Below are 18,390 nucleotides of genomic sequence, written 5' to 3' on the forward strand. Positions count from 1 at the left end.
CGCGATTGCCGCAATGTCAACGGCGGCGACTGTAAAACGCCCGGGAATGGCGGCTTTTGGCGAGATATGATTAAGTGTTGGGCAGATTTCAATACACAAAGCGCTCGCTTGTCCTACTTCCGGCTGAAGATCGCGCCCGGATGAGGGGTCGCGCAACGCTTTGCGGTGAGCGTCCCTCGATGCATCGACACTCACGGAAGCCTTTTGGAGATGTAGCCGCGGAAATGCCGGGCCTGCCAGACTGCATCTGATGCGTCACTGCAACAGTCCGGGCGTGCTTTAATGATCTCGGACTGTTTTAGGTAAACCTAAATTTGACCTGAGCGCCAAGTGGTGCGCTAGATTGGCGCCAGAAATGAAATTGCCGTGAACTGACTATCGAACCGAAAGGTGTCAGACCATGAAGCAGGTTCTTTTCGCTGCGGCCCTTCTTGGGGCCGCCACCGCACCAGCGGCTGCAGCAGATGCGGTCATCATCGATCCGGTCATTTCAGCGCCCGTCCTGTCCAGTTACGACTGGTCCGGTTTCTATGCGGGCGTCCAGGTCGGTTACGGATGGGCCAATGTCGATCGCCTCAACACGGGCGGCTTCGCCAACAGCTTCGATGCCGACGGATTCATCGGCGGCATTCATGTCGGTGCCAATTACCAGAGCGGTGCATGGGTGTTCGGTGTCGAGGGCGACATCGAGTATTCCGGTATCGATGGCAATGACGCCGGCGTGGGCGGTGCGGTCGATACGATCGAGATCGACTGGATGGGGTCGCTGCGCGGCCGAGTGGGCTATGCCTGGGATCGGTTGCTGATCTACGGCACCGGCGGTCTGGCTTTCGCCGGCGTCGAGGCTGACGCCGACGGCCTTATCAATGACAGCCAGACGCATATCGGCTGGACCGTAGGTGCCGGCGCCGAATACGCTTTTGCGAACAACTGGACGACGCGTCTCGAATATCGGTACGCCGATTTCGGCGACCAGGATTACACGCTCCAGCCCGTTGCGTTCGATGCGAACTACGACATCAAGGTGCATGCGGTCCGCGTCGGGTTGACGTACAAGTTCTGATGGCGCTCGCAGCCGCCCCGCAAGATGGGCGGCGCGACAGCTCCTCAATACCGAAACTGTTCGGTGAGGATGCGCTCGTCCCAGGAATGGCTCTCGTCGAAGAGAAGCGTGACCGTGGAGCGTCGCGACTCGCGCACGCTGACTGAGGTCACAGATTTGACCTCGACATGGTCGGCGACGGCGTTCACCGGGCGCTTGTCGGCTTCCAGAATGTCGAAGCGCACATTCGCATGGTTCGGCAGCAGCGCCCCACGCCATCTGCGCGGGCGAAACGGGCTGACCGGCGTGAGCGCGAGGAGGGGTGCGTCGAGCGGCAGGATCGGCCCGTGCGCAGACAGGTTGTAAGCTGTGGAGCCGGCGGGCGTGGCAACCATCACGCCGTCGCAGATCAGTTCGTCGAGCCGCACCTTGCCATCGACCGTGATGCGTATCTTTGCGGCCTGCGCCGATTGCCGGAACAGCGACACCTCGTTGATGGCGCGGCTCGTCCGTGGTGCACTGTCGGCGGTCTCGACATCCATCACAAGCGGTCGGATCGTCTCGGGCGTGGCTGCGGCGATGCGCGCGAGCAGGTCGACTTCCGAATATTCGTTCATCAGGAAGCCGATGGTGCCGCGGTTCATGCCGTAGATCGAGCGACCGGAATCCATGTTGTCCTGGATCGCCTGCAGCATGAAACCGTCGCCGCCCAGCGCCACGACGACGTCTGCATCCTCAACCCGGCTCTGGCCATAGAGCGCTGCAAGCCGCGCCGCCGCCTCACGAGCGTCGTCGCTTTCTGCCGCGATGAAGGTGAGGGCGATGTTTTCGTCGGGCATGGATTTCCGGCGGATAAGAGCCTGCGATGGAGGCGGGTGCGGGAGGCGTAGCACGGCGCGGGCACCGAAGAAAGCGGCACGGACGCCGCGGCATATTCCGTGCCTCGCGCACATTCCACTTTACTGCTATGCAATTTATGCTACCCCGCTACCCAATGCCCTTGTAGCTCAGTTGGTAGAGCACCTGATTTGTAATCAGGGGGTCGGCGGTTCGAGTCCGTCCGGGGGCACCATCCTTGATTTCCTGCGCCGGATGGTGCGAGTTCTCAACACGACATCTGCGCCTTTAGCGGGCCGGCTCCAGCGCGTCGCGCACTTCGGCCAGCCCTTTCACGCCTTCGCGTGAGCCGGTCGCGGCCAGCGCCTGGAAGACGCGGTGCGCGTCATTGATTCTTCTTAGATTGAGGTAGGCGTAGCCGCGCAGCACCATGAGGTCGAGGCGCTCTGGTGCGATGCGGGCGCGCTCGTCCAGCGCCAGTAGCGTCTCGACATAGCGGCCGCGTTCGAATGCGCCGGCGGCGCGCTGGGCGAGGATGGATCTTTGCAACTCGTTGGCGCGGCGCGCATCCTGTGGCTGCGCCGTGGCCGCAACCGCTGCCTCATCGACCAGTTCCACCCTCAGATAGGCAAGGCTCTGTCCCCAGGCGGCATCGCGGCGCGTCTTTTCCGAGCTCCCCCCGAGTGCCACCGCGAAAGCATCCACGGCCTCCATCGGCCGGTTTGCGTCCATCAGGCACCAGCCACGCTGGAGCGCGGCTTCCGCCGAAAGCTGACGCGGATCGGCGTGGCTCGTGCAGGAGCGCCGCGAGGGCTCCGACGCGCGCGGCTGTGCCGCCGCTTGTGGCGCAGCAGGCGCAGCCGCAGACGCAGACGGCTGAAACCCGCTCTCGCTTCTTTGCGGTGTCGCTGTCGGCGCACGGGGCAGGGCGGGTGCCATCGGCGCGGGCTCGACCCTGCCGTCTCCGACGTCACGGATGCGGTCGGAGCGTCCCGCCCATATGCGCTTTATTTCAGCAAGACCGGCGGTGTCGCCGAGGAGATGGCGGGTCAGCGCAAGCCCATAAGCGGAGGGTTCGTCGTCCGGGTCCCATCGCAACGCCGTGGAAAACCACTGTCCGGCCGTCTGGTGCTGCTCCCACGCGCGGGCATACCATCCGAGCTGTCGCGCGCCTGGCACGTCGCGCGCGGCGACAACCTCCGCCACGATGCGCCCGAGCACGTCTTCCGACAGCGTCGGGCGCGGCTCCGTGCCAAGGAGGTTCGCTGCGGCGGCAAGATAGACCGCGCGAATCTCGTCGCTTTCGTCGCGCCAGCGATAGGTGATCGCTTCGGCTTCCCCGTGCTGGCCGCGCGCCATGAGCGCAAGCGCCAGTCCCTGCGAGGCTTCCGCAGAATCTTCGCGCTCGCGCGCCATCCGGAACCATGTCTCCGCCTCGGCATGGTTGTCTCGCACAAGGTAGTACCAGCCGAGAAGCCGCGCGTCGGATGCGGCATCGCCCTCTCTTGCCAGTCGCTCGACCCGCGCCAGTTGCTCTGCCGGAACGGTTGCGGTGGCATCGTCGCCGCCACGCGCGACCGCGTCGCGTGCGAGGTCGTCGCGAACCGGCTCGAACTCGCCCGCGCCGCCATCGGTCGTGCGTTCGAGCGCCAGCAACTCGTCAAGGAGGGGCGGCGCGAGTTGCTGGCTTGCGTTCTGGATTGTAGCCAGGCGTTCCTGCTGGTTGTCGCAGTTGTCCAGAATATAGCGATAGGCGTCGCGGGCGCGCGTTTGGCGATCTGTCTGGGCAAAGGCTTCGGCGACGCGCCACAGCACGTCGACTTCTCCGCAGGTCAGAAGCTGCGGGTTCTCCGAGCCCATGCGGATCACTGTTGCGTATTGATCGATCTCCGAAGCGTTGACGAGCCTTTCGCGCGCCTCCGCCAGCGCAAGCCGATCGAGAAGATCCTGCGGCGGCTGCCAGTCCGGCTCCTCGCTGCGGCGGTCGGCGATGGCCTCTCGAGCGGCCGCGAGGCGGCCTTCCGAATAAAGCTGCCACATCGCTTCCAGCTTTTCGTCGACGTTGACAGGCACTGCAAGCGGGTCGGCCGGTGGCGTCCATTGCGGATAGAGAGCCCGTAGGCGTGCGATTTCGATCTCGAGCCGCTTCGTGTCGCCCTGGCGGGCGAAATAGCGCAACGCGGACTCGTCCACCTTCTGCGGGGCGTCAGGCGCTGGGGCGGCCCCACTGGCCTGAGCCTGAACCAGTGCCGGCGGCATCTGTTCGGCGGCGGTGGGAACGTCCTGCACGGGGAAGGGCGCAGCCACCGTGTCTGTGGTTTCGCCGGAAATGTGGTCGTCGTTGATTGGCCAATGGTGCTGCGCGTGCGCAATCGCCGCCCCGCCAACCACGGCAGCGATGAAGCCTGCGAGGCATGCCCTGCCAAGTACGCGAGCGGCTATAGGCATTGCTGCTGTTCCTCTCTCGCATAGGACAGCCCGAGCAGATGCAATGTCGAGGGGTAGTAAGCAGTCGGCGCGAACTGCTTCAGCTCGGCGGGCAGGGGCGTGCCGTCGAGCACACAGTCGGCAAGGGCGGGGATGATCCGGTAGCCCACGTCCATCAACTCTTCCTTAACTTCACCACTTCTCACATCAACGAGCGCGAGGCCCCCGTTGGCACCGGCGATTCCCTCCCGAAAACGTCTCAGCAGCGCCGTGTCGTCCAGTCCTGCGCGCATCAGGTACAGCGGGATTCGCACTGCATTATAGCTGAATTCGGCGGGGAATCCCTCGGCAGGTTGCGCCTCGTCTGCGATGGAAATCCAGTCCGATGGCAGTTTGCGCGCGCCGAACCCGGCTTCCCTGGCGAGATCGAGCCCGCCGCGTCCGAGGGCTTCCCAGTCGACGGCTGGCACCAGTTCCGCCAGCACTGGAAAGGCCTCGAAGACCCAGTAGGAGAGATTGACGACCGGCCCATCCGGCCGATCATCGGCTCCGAACCCAACGACGCCGGGGCGCAACATGAGGCGGTCGTTTTGCTCGAAGACAGCTTCGTCGGCAAGCGCCGTCGCAATCTGTCTCGCCGCGTCGGTGAAGCGGGCATCGTTCCATTTGGCGCCCGCGCGCGCCAGTGCATATGCGATCAGCAGGTCGCCGTCGGACGCATTGTTGGAGTCGCTTACATGCGGCTCGGCATCGGGGTCCCATTTCCACACGGCAAGCCCGTCGTCGCGCAGCAGCAGCCTTGTATTCGTGAACGTCCATATCCGTGCAAAGTCAGCCCGGTCGTTGGCCAGCAACGCCAGAAGCAGCCCGTATCCCTGGCCCTCGCTATGCGAAATGCGGCCGTTGGCGTCGTCGATGACGCGCCCGTTCTCGGCGACGAAACGCTCCTTGTAAGCCACCCATTCCGATTCCTGGATGGTCCCGTTCGTCTCTTGTGCATGTGCCATGGCGGGCAGGGCTCCCAACAGCAAAAGCACTTGGAGGATTTGCCGGATCATCGCCGTCTCCCGAGCCGCGATAGAAGGGCGGAGGTCGCAATTCCAAGCAGAATGCACGCAAGCACGAGCAGGAGGGAATACGACAATATGTTTGCCGAGAGCCAGTTCGCGGCGATCAGCCGATAGTTCGTGAATGAGGGCGCCAGTGTCTGTTTGAAGGACGTCGAGGCTGCGGGCTCGATGGCAACCGTTTCCATATCCGTCTTCAAGGTCGCGATGCGGCCAGCCAGTTTTTCCCACATCCCGTGCTTGGAAAGGACTGCACTTCCCCTGGCCAATGTGCCGCCGTCCGGAGCGGTAAAGACCGTCCACACCCCGCTGTTTCCGGGGTTGGCACCCTGAACGGCAAGGAACGCGTCGTCCTGCCGGGGCACGAAGGCCGCCTGGCTTCTGGGCACGAAACGCAACATCTCCGGGGTGATGCCGAAGGTCTCGGAGAACCAGGTCTCTATGCCCCTGATCCAGGCCGCAACCCTACTGCCCTGGACCTGCTGGCTCCAGTCTTCGATGTCGACGCGGGTCTCGCCGCTGGCGTTGGACCGGCCGGCCGCCGGCATCCATGCGGTTCGGCTTTCCTCCGTTACGCCGACCTGGGCAAGAACGCCGGCCGGAATACCGTTTATCGCACCGACGAAGATGGCGTCCTGCTCGCGGGTGGCATCCGCCGAAGTCGTCAGCGTAAAGGCAACGGGCCGCCCGGACACGATTGCCACGCGGGCCAGAACGTTGGCGGCGGCAGAGAGGCTGGCCGGATCGTCGCGCTCGATTACGAGGGCGACGGGAGTGCTTCCGAGACCATAGGGGTAACCGGTCCCTCCGATCGCCCCCAGATTTGGCCACTGCGCGATACGCCCGAAATCGGGCACGACAAAGCGGGACGTGTCGAAGATCGCGAAACGCGGCGTGTCGCTTGCAGGCGCACCGGGCAGGCAGGCCTCGTCTTGTTCGGTCAGAAGTTCAGCTTCCAGCCTTATCTGGTTCAGGCCCGGTCTGAAGTGCCTCATGGTTACCTTGACCGGAAGCTGGCGATATATGGCCCCGTTTCGGGAGGTGAGGGGCAACGACGCGGCGATGTTGTCGTTGACGTAGACGTTGATGAGGCTGCCCGGCTTGACGGTTTCGCCGAACGCCGCATCCAGCAGCAGCCGGGCTTCGCCGTATGAGCCGGCGTAGAAGTCCGGCGGGATGGCAAACTGGAAGTCGGCGGTGAAGCGGCGCCCCGAAAACTGTGCCGACCGTATGCCTAGATCGCCAAAGGAAAGGCTGCGGCGGTCGTAGATCATCGGGGCGTTGGGCAAGCGCCATGGTTCGGTAATGAGGGCGTCGCGCCGTGTGCCCGGCGGCCGGTCGACGGGGCGAAGCATCTGTTCAATGGCCGCTTGCCAGTCCTGACGATTGCGGCCGCTGACGACGAGCGTGGGAAACCCGTCGCCGTTTGCCGCCATGAAGGCCGCCACCGGTCCGAGGGTAGCGCCGGCCGGCAGCGCGCTCCCAGCCATCTCGGACAGTTCGTCCGCCGAGCCCAGAAGGATGCGAAGCGACTGCCGGTCAGGATTCTGGTCGAGGGTGGCTGCGACCGAAAACGCAAGATTGGGCTGAACGGAATGCAGGGCGATCGCCTGTGCAAGCCGCAGGATATCGGCGCCCATGTCATTTCGGTCCATCGCCGGCGCGACGATCGTGATGCGCGTCTGGCCCTGCGCATCGGCCGAAAGGGCGCGCAGGTCGCCGAAGCTCGAATATGTGGACGCGGCCGGATCGGCGAATGACATGAACGTGCCGCCGGCTTCGATTTCCGTCCATAGCTCGTAGGTCGACTGGATCGTACAGTCGGTACGGTGGCGCTGGCGAACCCGCACCGTCATCTCGTTGCGGCCGGCCTGCAGCAGATCGTCGGGAATCTCGATATCGAGTGTTGTGAAATCGGCGGCCGATTGCGTCGATTCGTCGATGACCACGACATCGTTGAAAAGCACCTGAAGCCGCGATGCTTCCGGCGCGACGACCACCGCGTTGCGGTAGCGCAGAAGCAGCCGCGCAGGCGCCGCGGCCTGCACCGCGGTGAGGTTGACGGCCCAGCTTCGCATCGAGCTTTCTCCGAAAAGCTGGATGTTGCCATCGGGCAGCAGGTACCGTCGCACTTCGGATGGCGGCGTAGCCTCCTGCGGAGCCGGTTTCTGGGGTTCCTCCGCGGGCGCCGGGCGCGGATCGTCTTCGCTCATGTCCGGCAAGGGTGCCGCGTCCTCAACCGCAGGGCGTTCCGGCGTCATGTCGAACGGGGCCGGTTGCGCGGAGGCCGCGGTGAGGCCAAGCGCCGTCAACAACGTTGCGAGAACAAGCCTCATGCCCGCGCCCCGCTGGGCATCGAGTTTTGAGTCTTTTCCGGGGAGCGCCCGCTGCCCCGGAAAAGATATACGAGCCCCCGCCAGGTCTGGAACAGCGCGAGACGCAGGAACCAGAGCGTGCCGATGACCACGCCGAGATTGCGCCTTCGCGACTGCTGGAATTCCGTCCATTGCTCGGCATTGGCGAAGATCAGGTCGGCGACGGCACGATGGTGCTCGGGCGCGGAGCGCAAATACTGGCACCCGACAGCGACGCCATCGCCTTCCTTCTCGCTGTTCCTGATGTTGACGGGCAGCGTGGCAGGCTCGCCGCCGGACAATGTTGCGAAGCGGATGTTTGCCTGCCCCAATGCGATGAGTTCCGACGCCTTGCCGCCATGGACCTTGATGCGTGCTCCGTTCACCGAAACATCCTCGATCATCGCCGGAAGCCATAGCCCGTCGTGGCCGAAATCGCACCGCCGGTTGACCTTGACGCGCCGCGTCGCGGTGCGCTGGCGACGCTCGGAGACGACGCCGAGCGCGCATCCCGCGAGGATCAGGTTGAGCAGGTTCCAGCCGCCCACCACCAGTGTCACGTCCGATTTCCATGGCTCGGCGTAAATCCGCCAGGCACTGACCGCGACGCCGACCAGCAGCACCGCAAAGATGACGAAGAACGGCCGGCTGAGCTCGGACAGCCGGCTGATGGTGATGGACTCGTCCTTGGCGGTGACCTTGAAGGTCGGCTTGCGCGGATTGAGCATCACCGACACCACGGCGGGCAGCAGGTGCACCGTCTGGATGTATTCGTAGAGTTCGGAAATCCACGGCCAGCGGAACCGGCCATAGAGATAGTTCTGCATCATCAGGTTCACGACCATGTAGCTGAGCGTGTAGGCGAGGAACTCACCACCCGAGGCCGTGAAGATCTGCAGGTCGAAGAACAGGTAGAACAGGGGCGCGAACAGGAAGATGGTCCGCGGAAAAGGAAACAGCCAGAAAAGCGTCGACGACATGTAGCAAAGGCGCTGCGGCAGGCTGAGGCCGCGCTTGAGCGGGGGAAACCGGAAGCGCAGGATTTGCATCATGCCCTGCGCCCAGCGGCTGCGCTGGCCGATGAAGCTTGCGAAGGTGGCTGGCTGGAGTCCTGCGATCAGCGGCTTGTCGACATAGACGCTGTTCCAGCCGCGTGAATGAAGTTCGACCGCCGTCTCGCAGTCTTCCGTGATGCTGATGCCGGAAAAGCCGTCGGTCTCCTCCAGTGCCTCGCGACGCAACACCGCGGCAGAGCCGCAGAAGAACGAGGCGTTCCACTTGTCGAGGCCCCGCTGGATGATGCCATAGAACATCTCGTTCTCGGACGGCATCGTATCGAACGTCTTCAGGTTCCGTTCCAGCGGATCGGGATTGAGAAAGAAGTGCGGCGTCTGCACAAGGAAGAGGCGCGGGTCCTCGGCGAAATAGCCGACCGTTTCGCGCAGGAAGTTGCGCGCCGGGGCATGGTCGGCATCGAACACGGCCACCAGCTGTCCCGTGGAATTTGCGAGCCCGTTGTTGAGATTGCCGGCCTTGGCATGCTCGTTGCGCTCGCGGGTCAGGTAGTTTGCGCCGAGATCCGCGCAGAGCTGCTTCAGTTCCTCGTGGCGTTCACCCGCCGCCTGGGCTTCGATGATGTTGACGGCATTGCGCTTCTGGACGGTTCCGCCGTCGTCGAGCAGCCATACGGTCAACCGTTCCTGCGGATAGTCCATCGCCTTGGCCGCCGCGATGGTGTCGGCAAGCAGCGCCGGCTCCTCGTTGTAGCTGGGTATGAAGACATCGACGAATGGGAGGTCGGCGTCGTCTATCGGGCTTGCCGCGCGCGAGGGAAGTGGCTTTGCGACGATGAACAGGCTGAGCGCCAACATGAAGACGCTGTACATCTCGGCCAGGTAAAGTAGCAGCCCCGGTATGAAGTTCTCGAGCTGGCTGACCGGTGGGATCGTGCTGGTTGTGCGCCAGTAGACGTAGCGCAGGACGATTGCCGTACCCAGCGCGAGCGCGATCAGCCGCCATGTTCCGCCGGGCCGCAGAAGTTTCAGCGTCATCATCATCGTCAGAACGATCGCGCCGGCGATGAGGTGGGTCTGAAGGTTGATCGGCAACGCGACGATGAAGATCACGCAGGCTGCAACGATTGCCCAGACCAGACCGAGGAGGAGTTTGCTCATGCGATACGCCTTCGGTAATTCGAATTACTCAGGCGCGTCACCAGGTCCATTGTCCAAGCAGACATGCCGCCTTTGCAGAACAAGGCGCGATTGTTCGGCATTTCTAGGATCGCGCGCGCTAAACCTCTGATTCTGCTTAATCCTTGGTAAAGTGTCAGTCGCATTCAGGTTGCAGGGCCGCCTATTGGTTTGGTGGCGGCGGCACGATGGGCGGCGCGCTTTGCTGGCCCTCGCCGGGAGGTGGCGGTACGACTGGAGCACCCGGCGGAGGTGCGGGGATTTCCTGTCTTACCGGCGCCGGCGCCCGACGCCGCACCGGTGGAGGCGGCGGGGCAGGAGGCGCTTCCAGCGTGGCCTCGAACCCGAAAGGCCCGTTCGGCTGGATCGGCTGGCCGGTGTTCCCAAGACGCGGGTCTGCCGGGGGCGGCTTCCCATAGGGGTTCCACGCCGTTGCGGCGAAAGAGGTGTTCACGGTGTAGCCGTACATGACCGCCAGCAGCGATTGCTCGCTCGCGCCGGCTCGACACAGACGCAGCCTGATCTGGACCGTGCCCATATTGGCAAACGGGGCGCCGCTCTTGCTGCCCGTAATGCGCTGCCAGGCATAGAGGCAAAGGTCGCGCGCGCCCCTGCGACCGAGCGCGTAACCGAACGGCCCGTAGCTGTTCTGCGTGTAGAGAGGCGAGCGCTGCATGGCGATGCCCGGCAAGGCCCGGCGCATTTCCCGGCCGATGCCTGCCTCCGAAAGCGGGGTGTCCGGCAGTCGCGTGTCGCCACCCTCGGCACCCACCGGACCGAATATCTGTACGCGCAGAAGATTCTGGCCGGGCACGGCCGAACTGGTGGCCAGGGCGATGTCCTGCTGGATTGCATTCGCGTAACGCCGCTCGATCACGCCGACGATTGCAGGGCCTCCCGGCGGCGGCAGAATAATGGCCTGCTGCGCCTCGACGTCGTTCGCCAGCGAAGAGCGATCGAGCCGGCTGTCGGTCTGCGAACAAGCCGCAAGGGCAAGGCCGAAAAGAGGGAGCAAAATCCGGGCGACAGAAATTCGTTTGCCCAAGGATAAGTTGCCAGCCGGAGTGTGAGCTCTGGTTGCTGTCATAAATCGAATCGCTCGGCCCGCCGCCGTGCCTAATCACTAACGCGTCGACGGGCCGGGCGGAAGGAGGATCGTTTGGCGGTGGAGGGAATCCACCGCAAATGCGGCCGCGCCCATTGTCCCAGGGAGATAGCTTTCGCGCAACCGGTTTAGCGAATCGAGAGGTTTAGTATTATTTTAAAATTAGAAAGTTGCTTTTTAATACCAATAGAGCTTTCATTCATCCGCCGTTGCAGCGCAATGGTCGCGGGCAGCGCTATTCGAGGAAGGGATTGCAAATGAAGCTCTATTTCGCCGAGACGATGAATTCGTACAAAACCTGCGCTGTCGCACGCTATGTCGGTCTCGATGTCGATTTCCGCCGCGTGGACCTCAAGAAGGGCGAGCAGCGCGCGCCGGAGTTTCTGGCCATCAACCCCAATGGAAAGGCACCGGCTCTGGTCGATGGAGACCGCAGCCTGTGGGAGTCCAATGCGATCATCTGCTATCTCGCGATGAAGGCGGATTCCGACATCTGGCCGCGTGACGAACGTCAGGTGGAGATCGTCAAATGGTTCAACTGGAGCGCCGACCACTTCTCGCGCTTTGCGGGCCAGCTCTATTTCGAGAACATCATCCGTGCCGAATTCGGCATCGGGCAACCGGACCCCGATGCGGTCAAGGAGGCGACGGGCTATGTCCGTCGCTACGCGGGCATATTGAACGACCACCTGGCGGATCGCCGCTACCTGCTCGACGACCAGCTTACCGTCGCCGACTTCGTGGTTGCGACCGCGCTGCCATATGCGAGCCGCGCAGGCATCCCAATCGACGAGTTTCCGGCTGTGGAAAGCTGGCACGATCGTCTGATGGAATTGCCGGCCTGGCGATCGCCGTTTACGGGCTGAATGGCACCGCCACGGAATTGACCGCGCCGCTAGACCGGCGCGGTCAACAAGTAAGCGCAAGCCAGCATCAGAACAATGATGAGGCCCGCATGATTGGCATATCTGCGTAACATCTTTTCCGCCCGTCCCGGCCGATACCTAGTTCGGTATCACCTGCGGTTGAAACTACCGTTCGGTAGTCTCGTTGCATTTCAGCAATACGACAGCGGCATTTTTGGCGATTACACACTTCTTGTGCGGGCAGTCGCACCCCATATTCCAGTCTGGCGTTTGCCGGAAGGGAGTTGCTGGATGTTGAGGATCATCGTCGTGGTGTTTGCCCTGATCGCGGCGGCCTATCTTCTGCTGCGACTGGCAAGGGAGATCGGAAAGGCCGATATGGACTGGCGCGGCATCGTCTTCGTCGCCGGATTTGTGGTGCTTGCCTTCTATCTGCGGCATGTGACCGAGATCGGTGGGCTCGGCTAGGCGTCCCCGCGTCGAGCCCGCAGAATGCCGCGGATGACGGTGACGCCGAAGAACAGCGCGAAGCCGAAAATGGCGCCGAGGGTCAGGTTGATCCAGATGTCGAGCTGGCAGACGCCGGCACCGCCGGGAGCGCACCTCGGATCGCGGTAAAGCACCAGCAGCATGAGCGAATAGACCGCAGCCGGTCCGACGAGCAGGCCGGCGAAACCCCAGCCAAGCGCGCGGGCAATGATTTCCTTCATGTCACGGCGCTCCAACCGGTTCCGGTGTTTCTTTCTAGAAGCCCGGCGGGGCCGCGTCCACCGGCGGATTGCCGTTGGACGCGGCGCGTGAGCGTCCTATCGTGGGTCGCGACTCGAGCAAGGGGCCGACATGCCGCGATTTTCCGCCAATCTGTCGATGCTGTTTCAGGAATACGATTTCCTCGACCGTTTCGACGCGGCTGCGCGGGCCGGCTTCGAAGCTGTCGAGTATGTCTCGCCTTACGAATGCCCGGCCGACGAGATCGCCGCGCGGCTCGAACGCGCGGGGCTGCAGCAGGCGCTGTTCAATCTGCCCGTGGGTGACTGGGCAGCAGGCGAGCGGGGGTTGGCCGTCTTGCCGGATCGGATCGACGAGTTTCGCAGCAGCGTGGATACGGCCGCGCGCTACGCGCAGGCGCTCGGCTGCCGGCAGGTCAACTGTCTTGCCGGCATCGGCCTCAAGAAAACTGCGCCGGCGGAGCTGGAAGCGGTCTTTGTCGAAAACCTGCGTTATGCCACCGACAGGCTTGGCGAGGCTGGCATCCGCCTGCTGATCGAGCCGATCAATGACAGGATCGACATGCCTGGCTTTTTCCTCACGGGCACGCGTCAGGCGATCGACATCATCGACAAGGTCGGTTCAGACAACCTGTTCCTGCAATACGACATCTATCACATGCAGATCATGGAAGGAGACATTGCTCGCACCATCGAGGCAAACCTCCCTCGCATCGGCCACGTCCAGGTCGCCGGCCATCCGGGTCGCCACGAGCCGGACATCGGCGAGATCAACTATCCTTTCCTGTTCGATCATCTTGACCGGATCGGCTATCGCGGCTGGGTCGGCGCCGAATACAGGCCGCACGGCCGCACCGAGGACGGGTTGGGGTGGATGTCTGGCTTTCGTGGCCGCGTGGCCGAGACATCGAAAGCGGGGTAGGGAGCTTCAGGCGCCTAGATGTTTGCGCGCCGCGTACATGGCCACGGCCGCTGCGTTCGAAACGTTGAGCGAGCGGATGACGCCGGGCATGTCGAGCCGTGCCAGCGTCGAAACGGTCTCGCGCGTCTTCTGCCGCAGGCCCTTGCCTTCCGCGCCCAGCACCAGCGCGATCCTCGGCTCTGAAAAACTCTTCTCGATCTCCGCCGGCCCTTCCGAATCGAGGCCGATCGTCTGGAACCCGGCCGCATGCAGTTCGCCCAGCGCATCGGCAAGGTTGCGCACTTCGATATGATCGATGTGCTCCAGCGCACCCGATGCGGATTTGGCCAGCACGCCAGTCTCGGTCGGGCTGTGACGGGCGGTGGTGATCAGCGCACCGGCGCCGAAGGCTACCGCCGAACGCATGATCGCGCCGACATTGTGCGGATCGGTAACCTGATCGAGAACCAGGATGAGGTTCGTATCGCCCAGAGCCGAAAGCGGCTTGGGACGCAGCGGTTCCGCCTCCAGAAGCGCACCCTGATGCACGGCGTCGGGTCCGGTCAGCCGGTCGATCGCGCGCGGCTCGACGATTTCGGCCGGAAAGGGCAGGGAGAGCGGTTCGGATAGATCAAGCCGGGCAAGCGCGTTGCGTGTCACCAGCAGCCGCCGCGCCTTGCGGGCAGGATTGTCCAGCGCCGCACGCACTGTGTGCAGCCCGTAGAGCCTCACCAGCCCATCACCGGGGCGCTCGCCTTCCTCGCGCGTGCTGTCGCGGTGCGTACGGCGTAGGCGCGCATAGTGGCTGTCCTTGGGGGTTCCGGTCTTTCGGTCGCTGCTCATGCGGCCTCTATAGCTGCGCAAGAACCGCTTGGATATGGCCGCGAGCACCCGATGGGAAATTCGTCTGAAATTGCTGCGTCTCGCGGTTGACAGTCAACGGCCATGCCGCCATAAGGCGCTTCGCGGATTTCGGCGGCGGTCTCGACCACCAAAGATGATCCCGCATGTGCCACGTCGCATGGCTCCGGCGCAGAACGGAGGGATGCCCGAGTGGTTAAAGGGGACGGACTGTAAATCCGTTGGCTATGCCTACGTTGGTTCAAATCCAACTCCCTCCACCACTGCGCATCGGACGCCATGATCAGGCGGGTATAGCTCAATGGTAGAGCAGCAGCCTTCCAAGCTGAATATGCGGGTTCGATTCCCGCTACCCGCTCCAGACAAGCCACGAAGATTTGGTGAGAGCGAACGGCGGCATGCGCCGTCCGCAATGCTCAGTCTCTGACTTCCGTATCTGGGCGATCCTGGCCGGAAGCGAGTTCCTCGTGCCAAGTCCCGTCAGAGGTTTCATACTGAATGCCACGGGTTTCGCCGGCAACCCGCTGTTCGCCGGCGGCTCGCCGCGCCGCCGCCAGGGCGGCGTCATGCGACGGAAAAGTCTCTGAGAACACGTCGCCGACCTTGTAGGCCCAGCCGCCGTCGTGCTCGACAACCCGATAGATGACCTTCATCAGAAGACCGCCAGATAGCGCAGCAGCGAAACGACGCCGATGATGATCACGACGATCCGCGCGATCTGTTTTGCCCGACCGTCGATCGGCAACATGCCGATCAGGTAAAGCACCAGCACAATAACGAGAAAAGTGATCAAAAGACTGATCAGTATGCTCATGGCAATAGCCCCTCAGTTGCAGTCAGCGGTTAACTCGCGGGGTCGTGCAAAAGTTCCATAAGCCAACTGCAACGAGCGTTGGCGCGACCGCGCTGAGACCTTCAGGGCGGGGCGGTTTTGGCTGACTACCTGCTCCAAATATCAGAGCGCGGCACTGACGCCATTTTGGCGTGGCTGGGCCGACGAGCGGGCTTTGCCGGGCGGCTGGCCCATCATTCGCTTGTAGGCCCTGCTGAACGCCGCCTGCGAGCCGTAGCCGAGCCGGCGGGCGACCGCGTCGATCGGCATCCGGTCCCGTCCAAGCCATTGCGCGGCGAGCCGCATGCGCAGTGCAGCCAGATAGCGCTGCGGCGTCGTACCCGTCACCGTCGTAAACCGTTCGGCGAAGACCGAGCGCGAGCTGCCCATCTCGGCGGCCATCTCCGCGATGGTCCAGTCGCGGCACGGTTCGCGGTGCAGGGCGGCGATGACGCGGCCGAGGCGCGGGTCGCGCAGCGCCTCGATCCAGCCGGAGGCCTCGCCGCAGCCGCATTCGACCCAGCCGCGCACGATGGTCGCCGCGACCACGTCGGCCAGCCGCGCCAGGATGCCGGCGGTGCCGGCGCGCTCCGCGGCCATCTCGCGCTCCATGGCCTCCAGCAGCGGCACGATTTCCGGCTGGCGGCCCATCAGGCTGCCGACCGACATCACCTTCGGCATCAGCCCGACGAGCGGGTGCAGCGTGTCGAGCTCGAACTCCATGCGGCCCGTGAAAACAAGCACGTCCTTCGTCCGGCAGCTTCCTTCGTCCAGCGCCGTCACCGCGCAGACGTTGGAACAGAGCGGCACCCTGTCGAAGCTTTCGACCGGCCTTGGCCGCACGCCCGGCGCGGAGACGAGCGCATGCGCGTCACCCCGCGGCAGCAGCACGGCATCGCCGCAGGCAAGGGCGAAGGTTTCGCCGGTGTCCGATTCGAGCTGGAGGTTGCCGGCGGCCACGAAATGGAAGCGGGCGTCTTCCGTTGCCTCGAAACTCACGCCGCAAGGCGGCGATAGCCGCAGCTTCCCGTAGCTCGCGCCGCGCAGGCGCATGCCCATCAGAAGTTCGCTGACGACGTCCCCGCCCGGCAGATCTTCTTGCATTTCGGTGTTTCGATCAAACATTCCGGAGAATATGGCATGGATCATCCGGTCGCTCCACCCATCTGCAGGGAACTTTCTTTTCAAGCGAGAGGTCTGCAGATGCACGAGTCGACTGTTGTGGGGGAAACGGGAGAGAGCGAGGGCAAGCCGGCTTGGCTGGCGGTGGTGTCCATGAGCCTGGGCGTGTTCGGGCTGGTGGGTGCCGAGTTCTTGCCGGCCAGCCTGCTGACGCCGATGGCCGCCGAACTGGGGGTGACCGAGGGCATGGCGGGCCAGGCCGTCACCATCACCGCCGCCGTTGCGTTGCTCACCAGCCTCTGCATAACCACGGTGGTGCGCAGCTTCAACAGGCGCAGGGTTCTGCTCGCCTTCTCGTTCCTGCTGATCCTCTCCAATCTGCTGGTCGCGGCCGCGCCGAACCTGCCGCTGCTGCTTGCCGGACGTATCCTGCTGGGCGTCGCGCTCGGCGGGTTCTGGACGCTGTCGGCGGCAACCATGATGCGGCTGGTGCCCGAGCGCTACGTCGCGAGAGCCCTCTCGATCATGTTCTCCGGCGTTTCGGCGGCGACGATCTTCGCCGCCCCCGTCGGCAGCTATGTCGGCGACCTCGCCGGCTGGCGCGCGGTCTTCATCGGCGCTGCCGGTTTGGGTGTGCTGGCGCTCGCGATACAGTTCGCCGCGCTGCCGTCGCTGCCGCCGCGCGGCACGACCCGTTTCGGCACGATGCTTGAGGTTCTGTCGCGGCGCAGGGTCGGGCTCGCCATGGCGGCGATCCTGATGGTTTTCACCGGACACTTCGCCTTCTTCACCTATATCCGCCCGTTCCTCGAAACGGTCACCGGGGTCGGTGTCACGGGCGTCTCGACCGTTCTGCTCGGCTTCGGCGTCGCCAACTTTCTTGGCAACTACCTTGGCGCCTTCCTGCTGGAGCGCTCCATGCGGCTGACGCTCGTCATCATGCCGCTCACCATGGGCACGCTCGCCGTGGCGCTGGCGGTCGTTGGCGGCAATCTCGCTGCCGACGCTGCGATGGTGGCGCTCTGGGGCCTTGCCTTCGGCGCGGTGCCCGTCGCCTGGTCGACCTGGATCACGCGCGCCGTGCCGGATGAGGCCGAAAGCGCCGGTGGGCTGTTTGTCGCCGCAATCAACTTCGCGATTGCGACTGGTGCGGCGGCCGGAGGACTGATTTTCGACGTGAGCGGCGTCGAGACCGTTTTCCTGCTCAGCGGCGCGGTGCTGGTGGTCGCCTCGATGACGATACTCACCGGCGTTGAAACGCGTCCGGCGGCGAAAGCCGTCTGATCCGCGACAGCGGCGCGACCATGGTGCCGGTGCCGCCAGCGGGGCGGTACCGGTGCACCGCTTCCGACAAAAGACTTGTGTTTTGCGGCGTCAGTCGCTAATCGCCCGCCATCCGAAACTGACACGCATCCACGCGCCAAAGGGAAGTTACAATGGCCAAAGGTAAATTTGAGCGTAATAAGCCGCATGTGAACATTGGCACGATTGGTCACGTTGACCATGGCAAGACGTCCCTGACGGCGGCGATCACGAAGTTTTTCGGCGAGTTCCGGGCGTATGACCAGATTGACGCTGCTCCTGAGGAGAAGGCGCGCGGCATCACGATCTCGACGGCTCACGTCGAGTACGAGACGGAGAACCGTCACTACGCCCACGTCGACTGCCCCGGCCACGCCGACTATGTGAAGAACATGATCACGGGTGCCGCGCAGATGGACGGCGCGATCCTGGTTGTGTCGGCTGCCGATGGCCCGATGCCGCAGACGCGCGAGCACATTCTGCTTGCCCGTCAGGTTGGCGTTCCGGCGATCGTGGTGTTCCTCAACAAGGTCGACCAGGTTGACGACGCCGAGCTTCTCGAGCTGGTCGAGCTCGAGGTTCGCGAGCTTCTGTCGGTCTACGAGTTCCCGGGCGACGACATTCCGATCATCCCGGGTTCGGCGCTGGCTGCTCTGGAAGATTCGAACAAGGAGATCGGCGAGGACGCGGTCCGCAAGCTGATGGCCGAGGTCGACGCCTACATCCCGACGCCGGAGCGTCCGATCGACCAGCC

Annotated in this window: 17 protein-coding genes and 3 tRNA genes; 9 read left to right on the forward strand and 11 right to left on the reverse strand. The window is 63.8% G+C overall.

Features of this window, described 5'->3' with window-relative positions:
- Positions 1-400: 400 nt before the first annotated feature.
- Positions 401-1,063: an outer membrane protein gene (locus ACVJNE_RS22130; RefSeq protein WP_444575449.1), complete on the forward strand. Its 663-nt coding sequence runs from the start codon at positions 401-403 to the stop codon at positions 1,061-1,063.
- Positions 1,064-1,107: 44 nt separating this feature from the next.
- Here the strand turns inward: ACVJNE_RS22130 and ACVJNE_RS22135 are convergent, their stop codons facing one another.
- Positions 1,108-1,881, reverse strand: a complete 774-nt coding sequence (locus ACVJNE_RS22135; protein ID WP_499568931.1) for an NAD kinase — start codon at positions 1,879-1,881, stop codon at positions 1,108-1,110.
- Positions 1,882-2,038: 157 nt separating this feature from the next.
- On the opposite strand from ACVJNE_RS22135, the gene ACVJNE_RS22140 reads away from it, so the two are divergent.
- Positions 2,039-2,114 (forward strand) — tRNA-Thr (locus ACVJNE_RS22140).
- Between the two features lie 53 nt (positions 2,115-2,167).
- Here ACVJNE_RS22140 and ACVJNE_RS22145 read toward each other — a convergent pair.
- From ACVJNE_RS22145 to bcsN, 5 genes are all read right to left on the reverse strand, one after another.
- The gene (locus ACVJNE_RS22145; RefSeq protein ID WP_499568932.1) at positions 2,168-4,327 is read right to left on the reverse strand and encodes a cellulose synthase; all 2,160 of its coding nucleotides are present in this window, start codon (positions 4,325-4,327) and stop codon (positions 2,168-2,170) included.
- Positions 4,318-5,313, reverse strand: a complete 996-nt coding sequence (locus tag ACVJNE_RS22150) for a family 8 glycosyl hydrolase (RefSeq protein ID WP_499568933.1) — start codon at positions 5,311-5,313, stop codon at positions 4,318-4,320. Before ACVJNE_RS22150 ends, ACVJNE_RS22145 begins: the two co-directional genes overlap by 10 nt.
- A 47-nt stretch (positions 5,314-5,360) precedes the next feature.
- Complete coding sequence (locus ACVJNE_RS22155; protein ID WP_499568934.1) at positions 5,361-7,709, reverse strand: cellulose biosynthesis cyclic di-GMP-binding regulatory protein BcsB; 2,349 nt, start codon at positions 7,707-7,709, stop codon at positions 5,361-5,363.
- A complete protein-coding gene (gene bcsA, locus ACVJNE_RS22160; protein WP_499568935.1) occupies positions 7,706-9,901 on the reverse strand; it encodes a UDP-forming cellulose synthase catalytic subunit in 2,196 nt (731 codons plus the stop codon). The genes ACVJNE_RS22155 and bcsA overlap by 4 nt, the downstream gene beginning before the upstream one ends.
- A gap of 181 nt (positions 9,902-10,082) precedes the next feature.
- Positions 10,083-10,934, reverse strand: a complete 852-nt coding sequence (bcsN, locus tag ACVJNE_RS22165; RefSeq protein ID WP_499568936.1) for a cellulose biosynthesis protein BcsN — start codon at positions 10,932-10,934, stop codon at positions 10,083-10,085.
- A 347-nt stretch (positions 10,935-11,281) separates the two neighbouring features.
- Between bcsN and ACVJNE_RS22170 the strand changes: the two genes are divergently transcribed.
- Positions 11,282-11,890 carry a glutathione S-transferase family protein gene (locus ACVJNE_RS22170; protein WP_499568937.1) on the forward strand — a complete coding sequence of 203 codons (609 nt, stop codon included), beginning with the start codon at positions 11,282-11,284 and terminating at the stop codon, positions 11,888-11,890.
- 291 nt (positions 11,891-12,181) lie between these two features.
- The gene (locus ACVJNE_RS22175) at positions 12,182-12,358 is read left to right on the forward strand and encodes a hypothetical protein (RefSeq protein ID WP_499568938.1); all 177 of its coding nucleotides are present in this window, start codon (positions 12,182-12,184) and stop codon (positions 12,356-12,358) included.
- Here ACVJNE_RS22175 and ACVJNE_RS22180 read toward each other — a convergent pair.
- Entirely contained in the window at positions 12,355-12,600 is a 246-nt protein-coding gene (locus ACVJNE_RS22180) for a hypothetical protein (protein WP_499568939.1), read from the reverse strand. The genes ACVJNE_RS22175 and ACVJNE_RS22180 overlap by 4 nt on opposite strands.
- Before the next feature lie 130 nt (positions 12,601-12,730).
- On the opposite strand from ACVJNE_RS22180, the gene otnI reads away from it, so the two are divergent.
- Positions 12,731-13,540, forward strand: a complete 810-nt coding sequence (otnI, locus tag ACVJNE_RS22185; protein WP_499568940.1) for a 2-oxo-tetronate isomerase — start codon at positions 12,731-12,733, stop codon at positions 13,538-13,540.
- A gap of 6 nt (positions 13,541-13,546) precedes the next feature.
- On the opposite strand, the gene ACVJNE_RS22190 is transcribed toward otnI, so the two are convergent.
- Positions 13,547-14,362 carry a TrmH family RNA methyltransferase gene (locus tag ACVJNE_RS22190; RefSeq protein ID WP_499568941.1) on the reverse strand — a complete coding sequence of 272 codons (816 nt, stop codon included), beginning with the start codon at positions 14,360-14,362 and terminating at the stop codon, positions 13,547-13,549.
- A gap of 196 nt (positions 14,363-14,558) precedes the next feature.
- Here ACVJNE_RS22190 and ACVJNE_RS22195 point away from each other — a divergent pair.
- Together ACVJNE_RS22195 and ACVJNE_RS22200 are read left to right on the forward strand one after the other, a co-directional pair.
- Positions 14,559-14,643: transfer RNA gene (locus tag ACVJNE_RS22195), tRNA-Tyr, on the forward strand.
- A gap of 24 nt (positions 14,644-14,667) precedes the next feature.
- Positions 14,668-14,741 (forward strand) — tRNA-Gly (locus ACVJNE_RS22200).
- Positions 14,742-14,796: 55 nt separating this feature from the next.
- Here the strand turns inward: ACVJNE_RS22200 and ACVJNE_RS22205 are convergent.
- The 3 genes from ACVJNE_RS22205 to ACVJNE_RS22215 form a co-directional block, all read right to left on the reverse strand.
- Positions 14,797-15,033, reverse strand: a complete 237-nt coding sequence (locus ACVJNE_RS22205) for a DUF2188 domain-containing protein (protein ID WP_376769165.1) — start codon at positions 15,031-15,033, stop codon at positions 14,797-14,799.
- Positions 15,033-15,194 carry a Thivi_2564 family membrane protein gene (locus ACVJNE_RS22210; protein WP_173190944.1) on the reverse strand — a complete coding sequence of 54 codons (162 nt, stop codon included), beginning with the start codon at positions 15,192-15,194 and terminating at the stop codon, positions 15,033-15,035. Before ACVJNE_RS22210 ends, ACVJNE_RS22205 begins: the two co-directional genes overlap by 1 nt.
- Positions 15,195-15,335: 141 nt before the next feature.
- Positions 15,336-16,316 (reverse strand): AraC family transcriptional regulator, encoded by a 981-nt coding sequence (locus tag ACVJNE_RS22215; RefSeq protein ID WP_499568942.1) that lies wholly within the window; start codon positions 16,314-16,316, stop codon positions 15,336-15,338.
- Between the two features lie 99 nt (positions 16,317-16,415).
- Here ACVJNE_RS22215 and ACVJNE_RS22220 point away from each other — a divergent pair, with 99 nt between their 5' ends.
- Complete coding sequence (locus ACVJNE_RS22220; RefSeq protein ID WP_499568943.1) at positions 16,416-17,618, forward strand: MFS transporter; 1,203 nt, start codon at positions 16,416-16,418, stop codon at positions 17,616-17,618.
- A 152-nt stretch (positions 17,619-17,770) separates the two neighbouring features.
- Positions 17,771-18,390: GTP-binding protein (locus ACVJNE_RS22225; RefSeq protein WP_499568944.1), on the forward strand; the 620-nt coding region annotated here is incomplete at its 3' end.

It is taken from the genome of Mesorhizobium sp. DxT, from assembly GCF_058448885.1.

Excerpts from the sequence above, each read along its gene's own strand:
- ACVJNE_RS22130 (WP_444575449.1), top strand. The coding sequence starts at position 401 with ATGAAGCAGGTTCTTTTCGCTGCGGCCCTTCTTGGGGCCGCCACCGCA.
- ACVJNE_RS22135 (WP_499568931.1), bottom strand. The coding sequence starts at position 1,881 with ATGCCCGACGAAAACATCGCCCTCACCTTCATCGCGGCAGAAAGCGAC.
- ACVJNE_RS22145 (WP_499568932.1), bottom strand. The coding sequence starts at position 4,327 with ATGCCTATAGCCGCTCGCGTACTTGGCAGGGCATGCCTCGCAGGCTTC.
- ACVJNE_RS22150 (WP_499568933.1), bottom strand. The coding sequence starts at position 5,313 with ATGGCACATGCACAAGAGACGAACGGGACCATCCAGGAATCGGAATGG.
- ACVJNE_RS22155 (WP_499568934.1), bottom strand. The coding sequence starts at position 7,709 with ATGAGGCTTGTTCTCGCAACGTTGTTGACGGCGCTTGGCCTCACCGCG.
- bcsA (WP_499568935.1), bottom strand. The coding sequence starts at position 9,901 with ATGAGCAAACTCCTCCTCGGTCTGGTCTGGGCAATCGTTGCAGCCTGC.
- ACVJNE_RS22170 (WP_499568937.1), top strand. The coding sequence starts at position 11,282 with ATGAAGCTCTATTTCGCCGAGACGATGAATTCGTACAAAACCTGCGCT.
- ACVJNE_RS22175 (WP_499568938.1), top strand. The coding sequence starts at position 12,182 with ATGTTGAGGATCATCGTCGTGGTGTTTGCCCTGATCGCGGCGGCCTAT.
- ACVJNE_RS22180 (WP_499568939.1), bottom strand. The coding sequence starts at position 12,600 with ATGAAGGAAATCATTGCCCGCGCGCTTGGCTGGGGTTTCGCCGGCCTG.
- otnI (WP_499568940.1), top strand. The coding sequence starts at position 12,731 with ATGCCGCGATTTTCCGCCAATCTGTCGATGCTGTTTCAGGAATACGAT.
- ACVJNE_RS22190 (WP_499568941.1), bottom strand. The coding sequence starts at position 14,362 with ATGAGCAGCGACCGAAAGACCGGAACCCCCAAGGACAGCCACTATGCG.
- ACVJNE_RS22205 (WP_376769165.1), bottom strand. The coding sequence starts at position 15,033 with ATGAAGGTCATCTATCGGGTTGTCGAGCACGACGGCGGCTGGGCCTAC.
- ACVJNE_RS22210 (WP_173190944.1), bottom strand. The coding sequence starts at position 15,194 with ATGAGCATACTGATCAGTCTTTTGATCACTTTTCTCGTTATTGTGCTG.
- ACVJNE_RS22215 (WP_499568942.1), bottom strand. The coding sequence starts at position 16,316 with ATGCAAGAAGATCTGCCGGGCGGGGACGTCGTCAGCGAACTTCTGATG.
- ACVJNE_RS22220 (WP_499568943.1), top strand. The coding sequence starts at position 16,416 with ATGCACGAGTCGACTGTTGTGGGGGAAACGGGAGAGAGCGAGGGCAAG.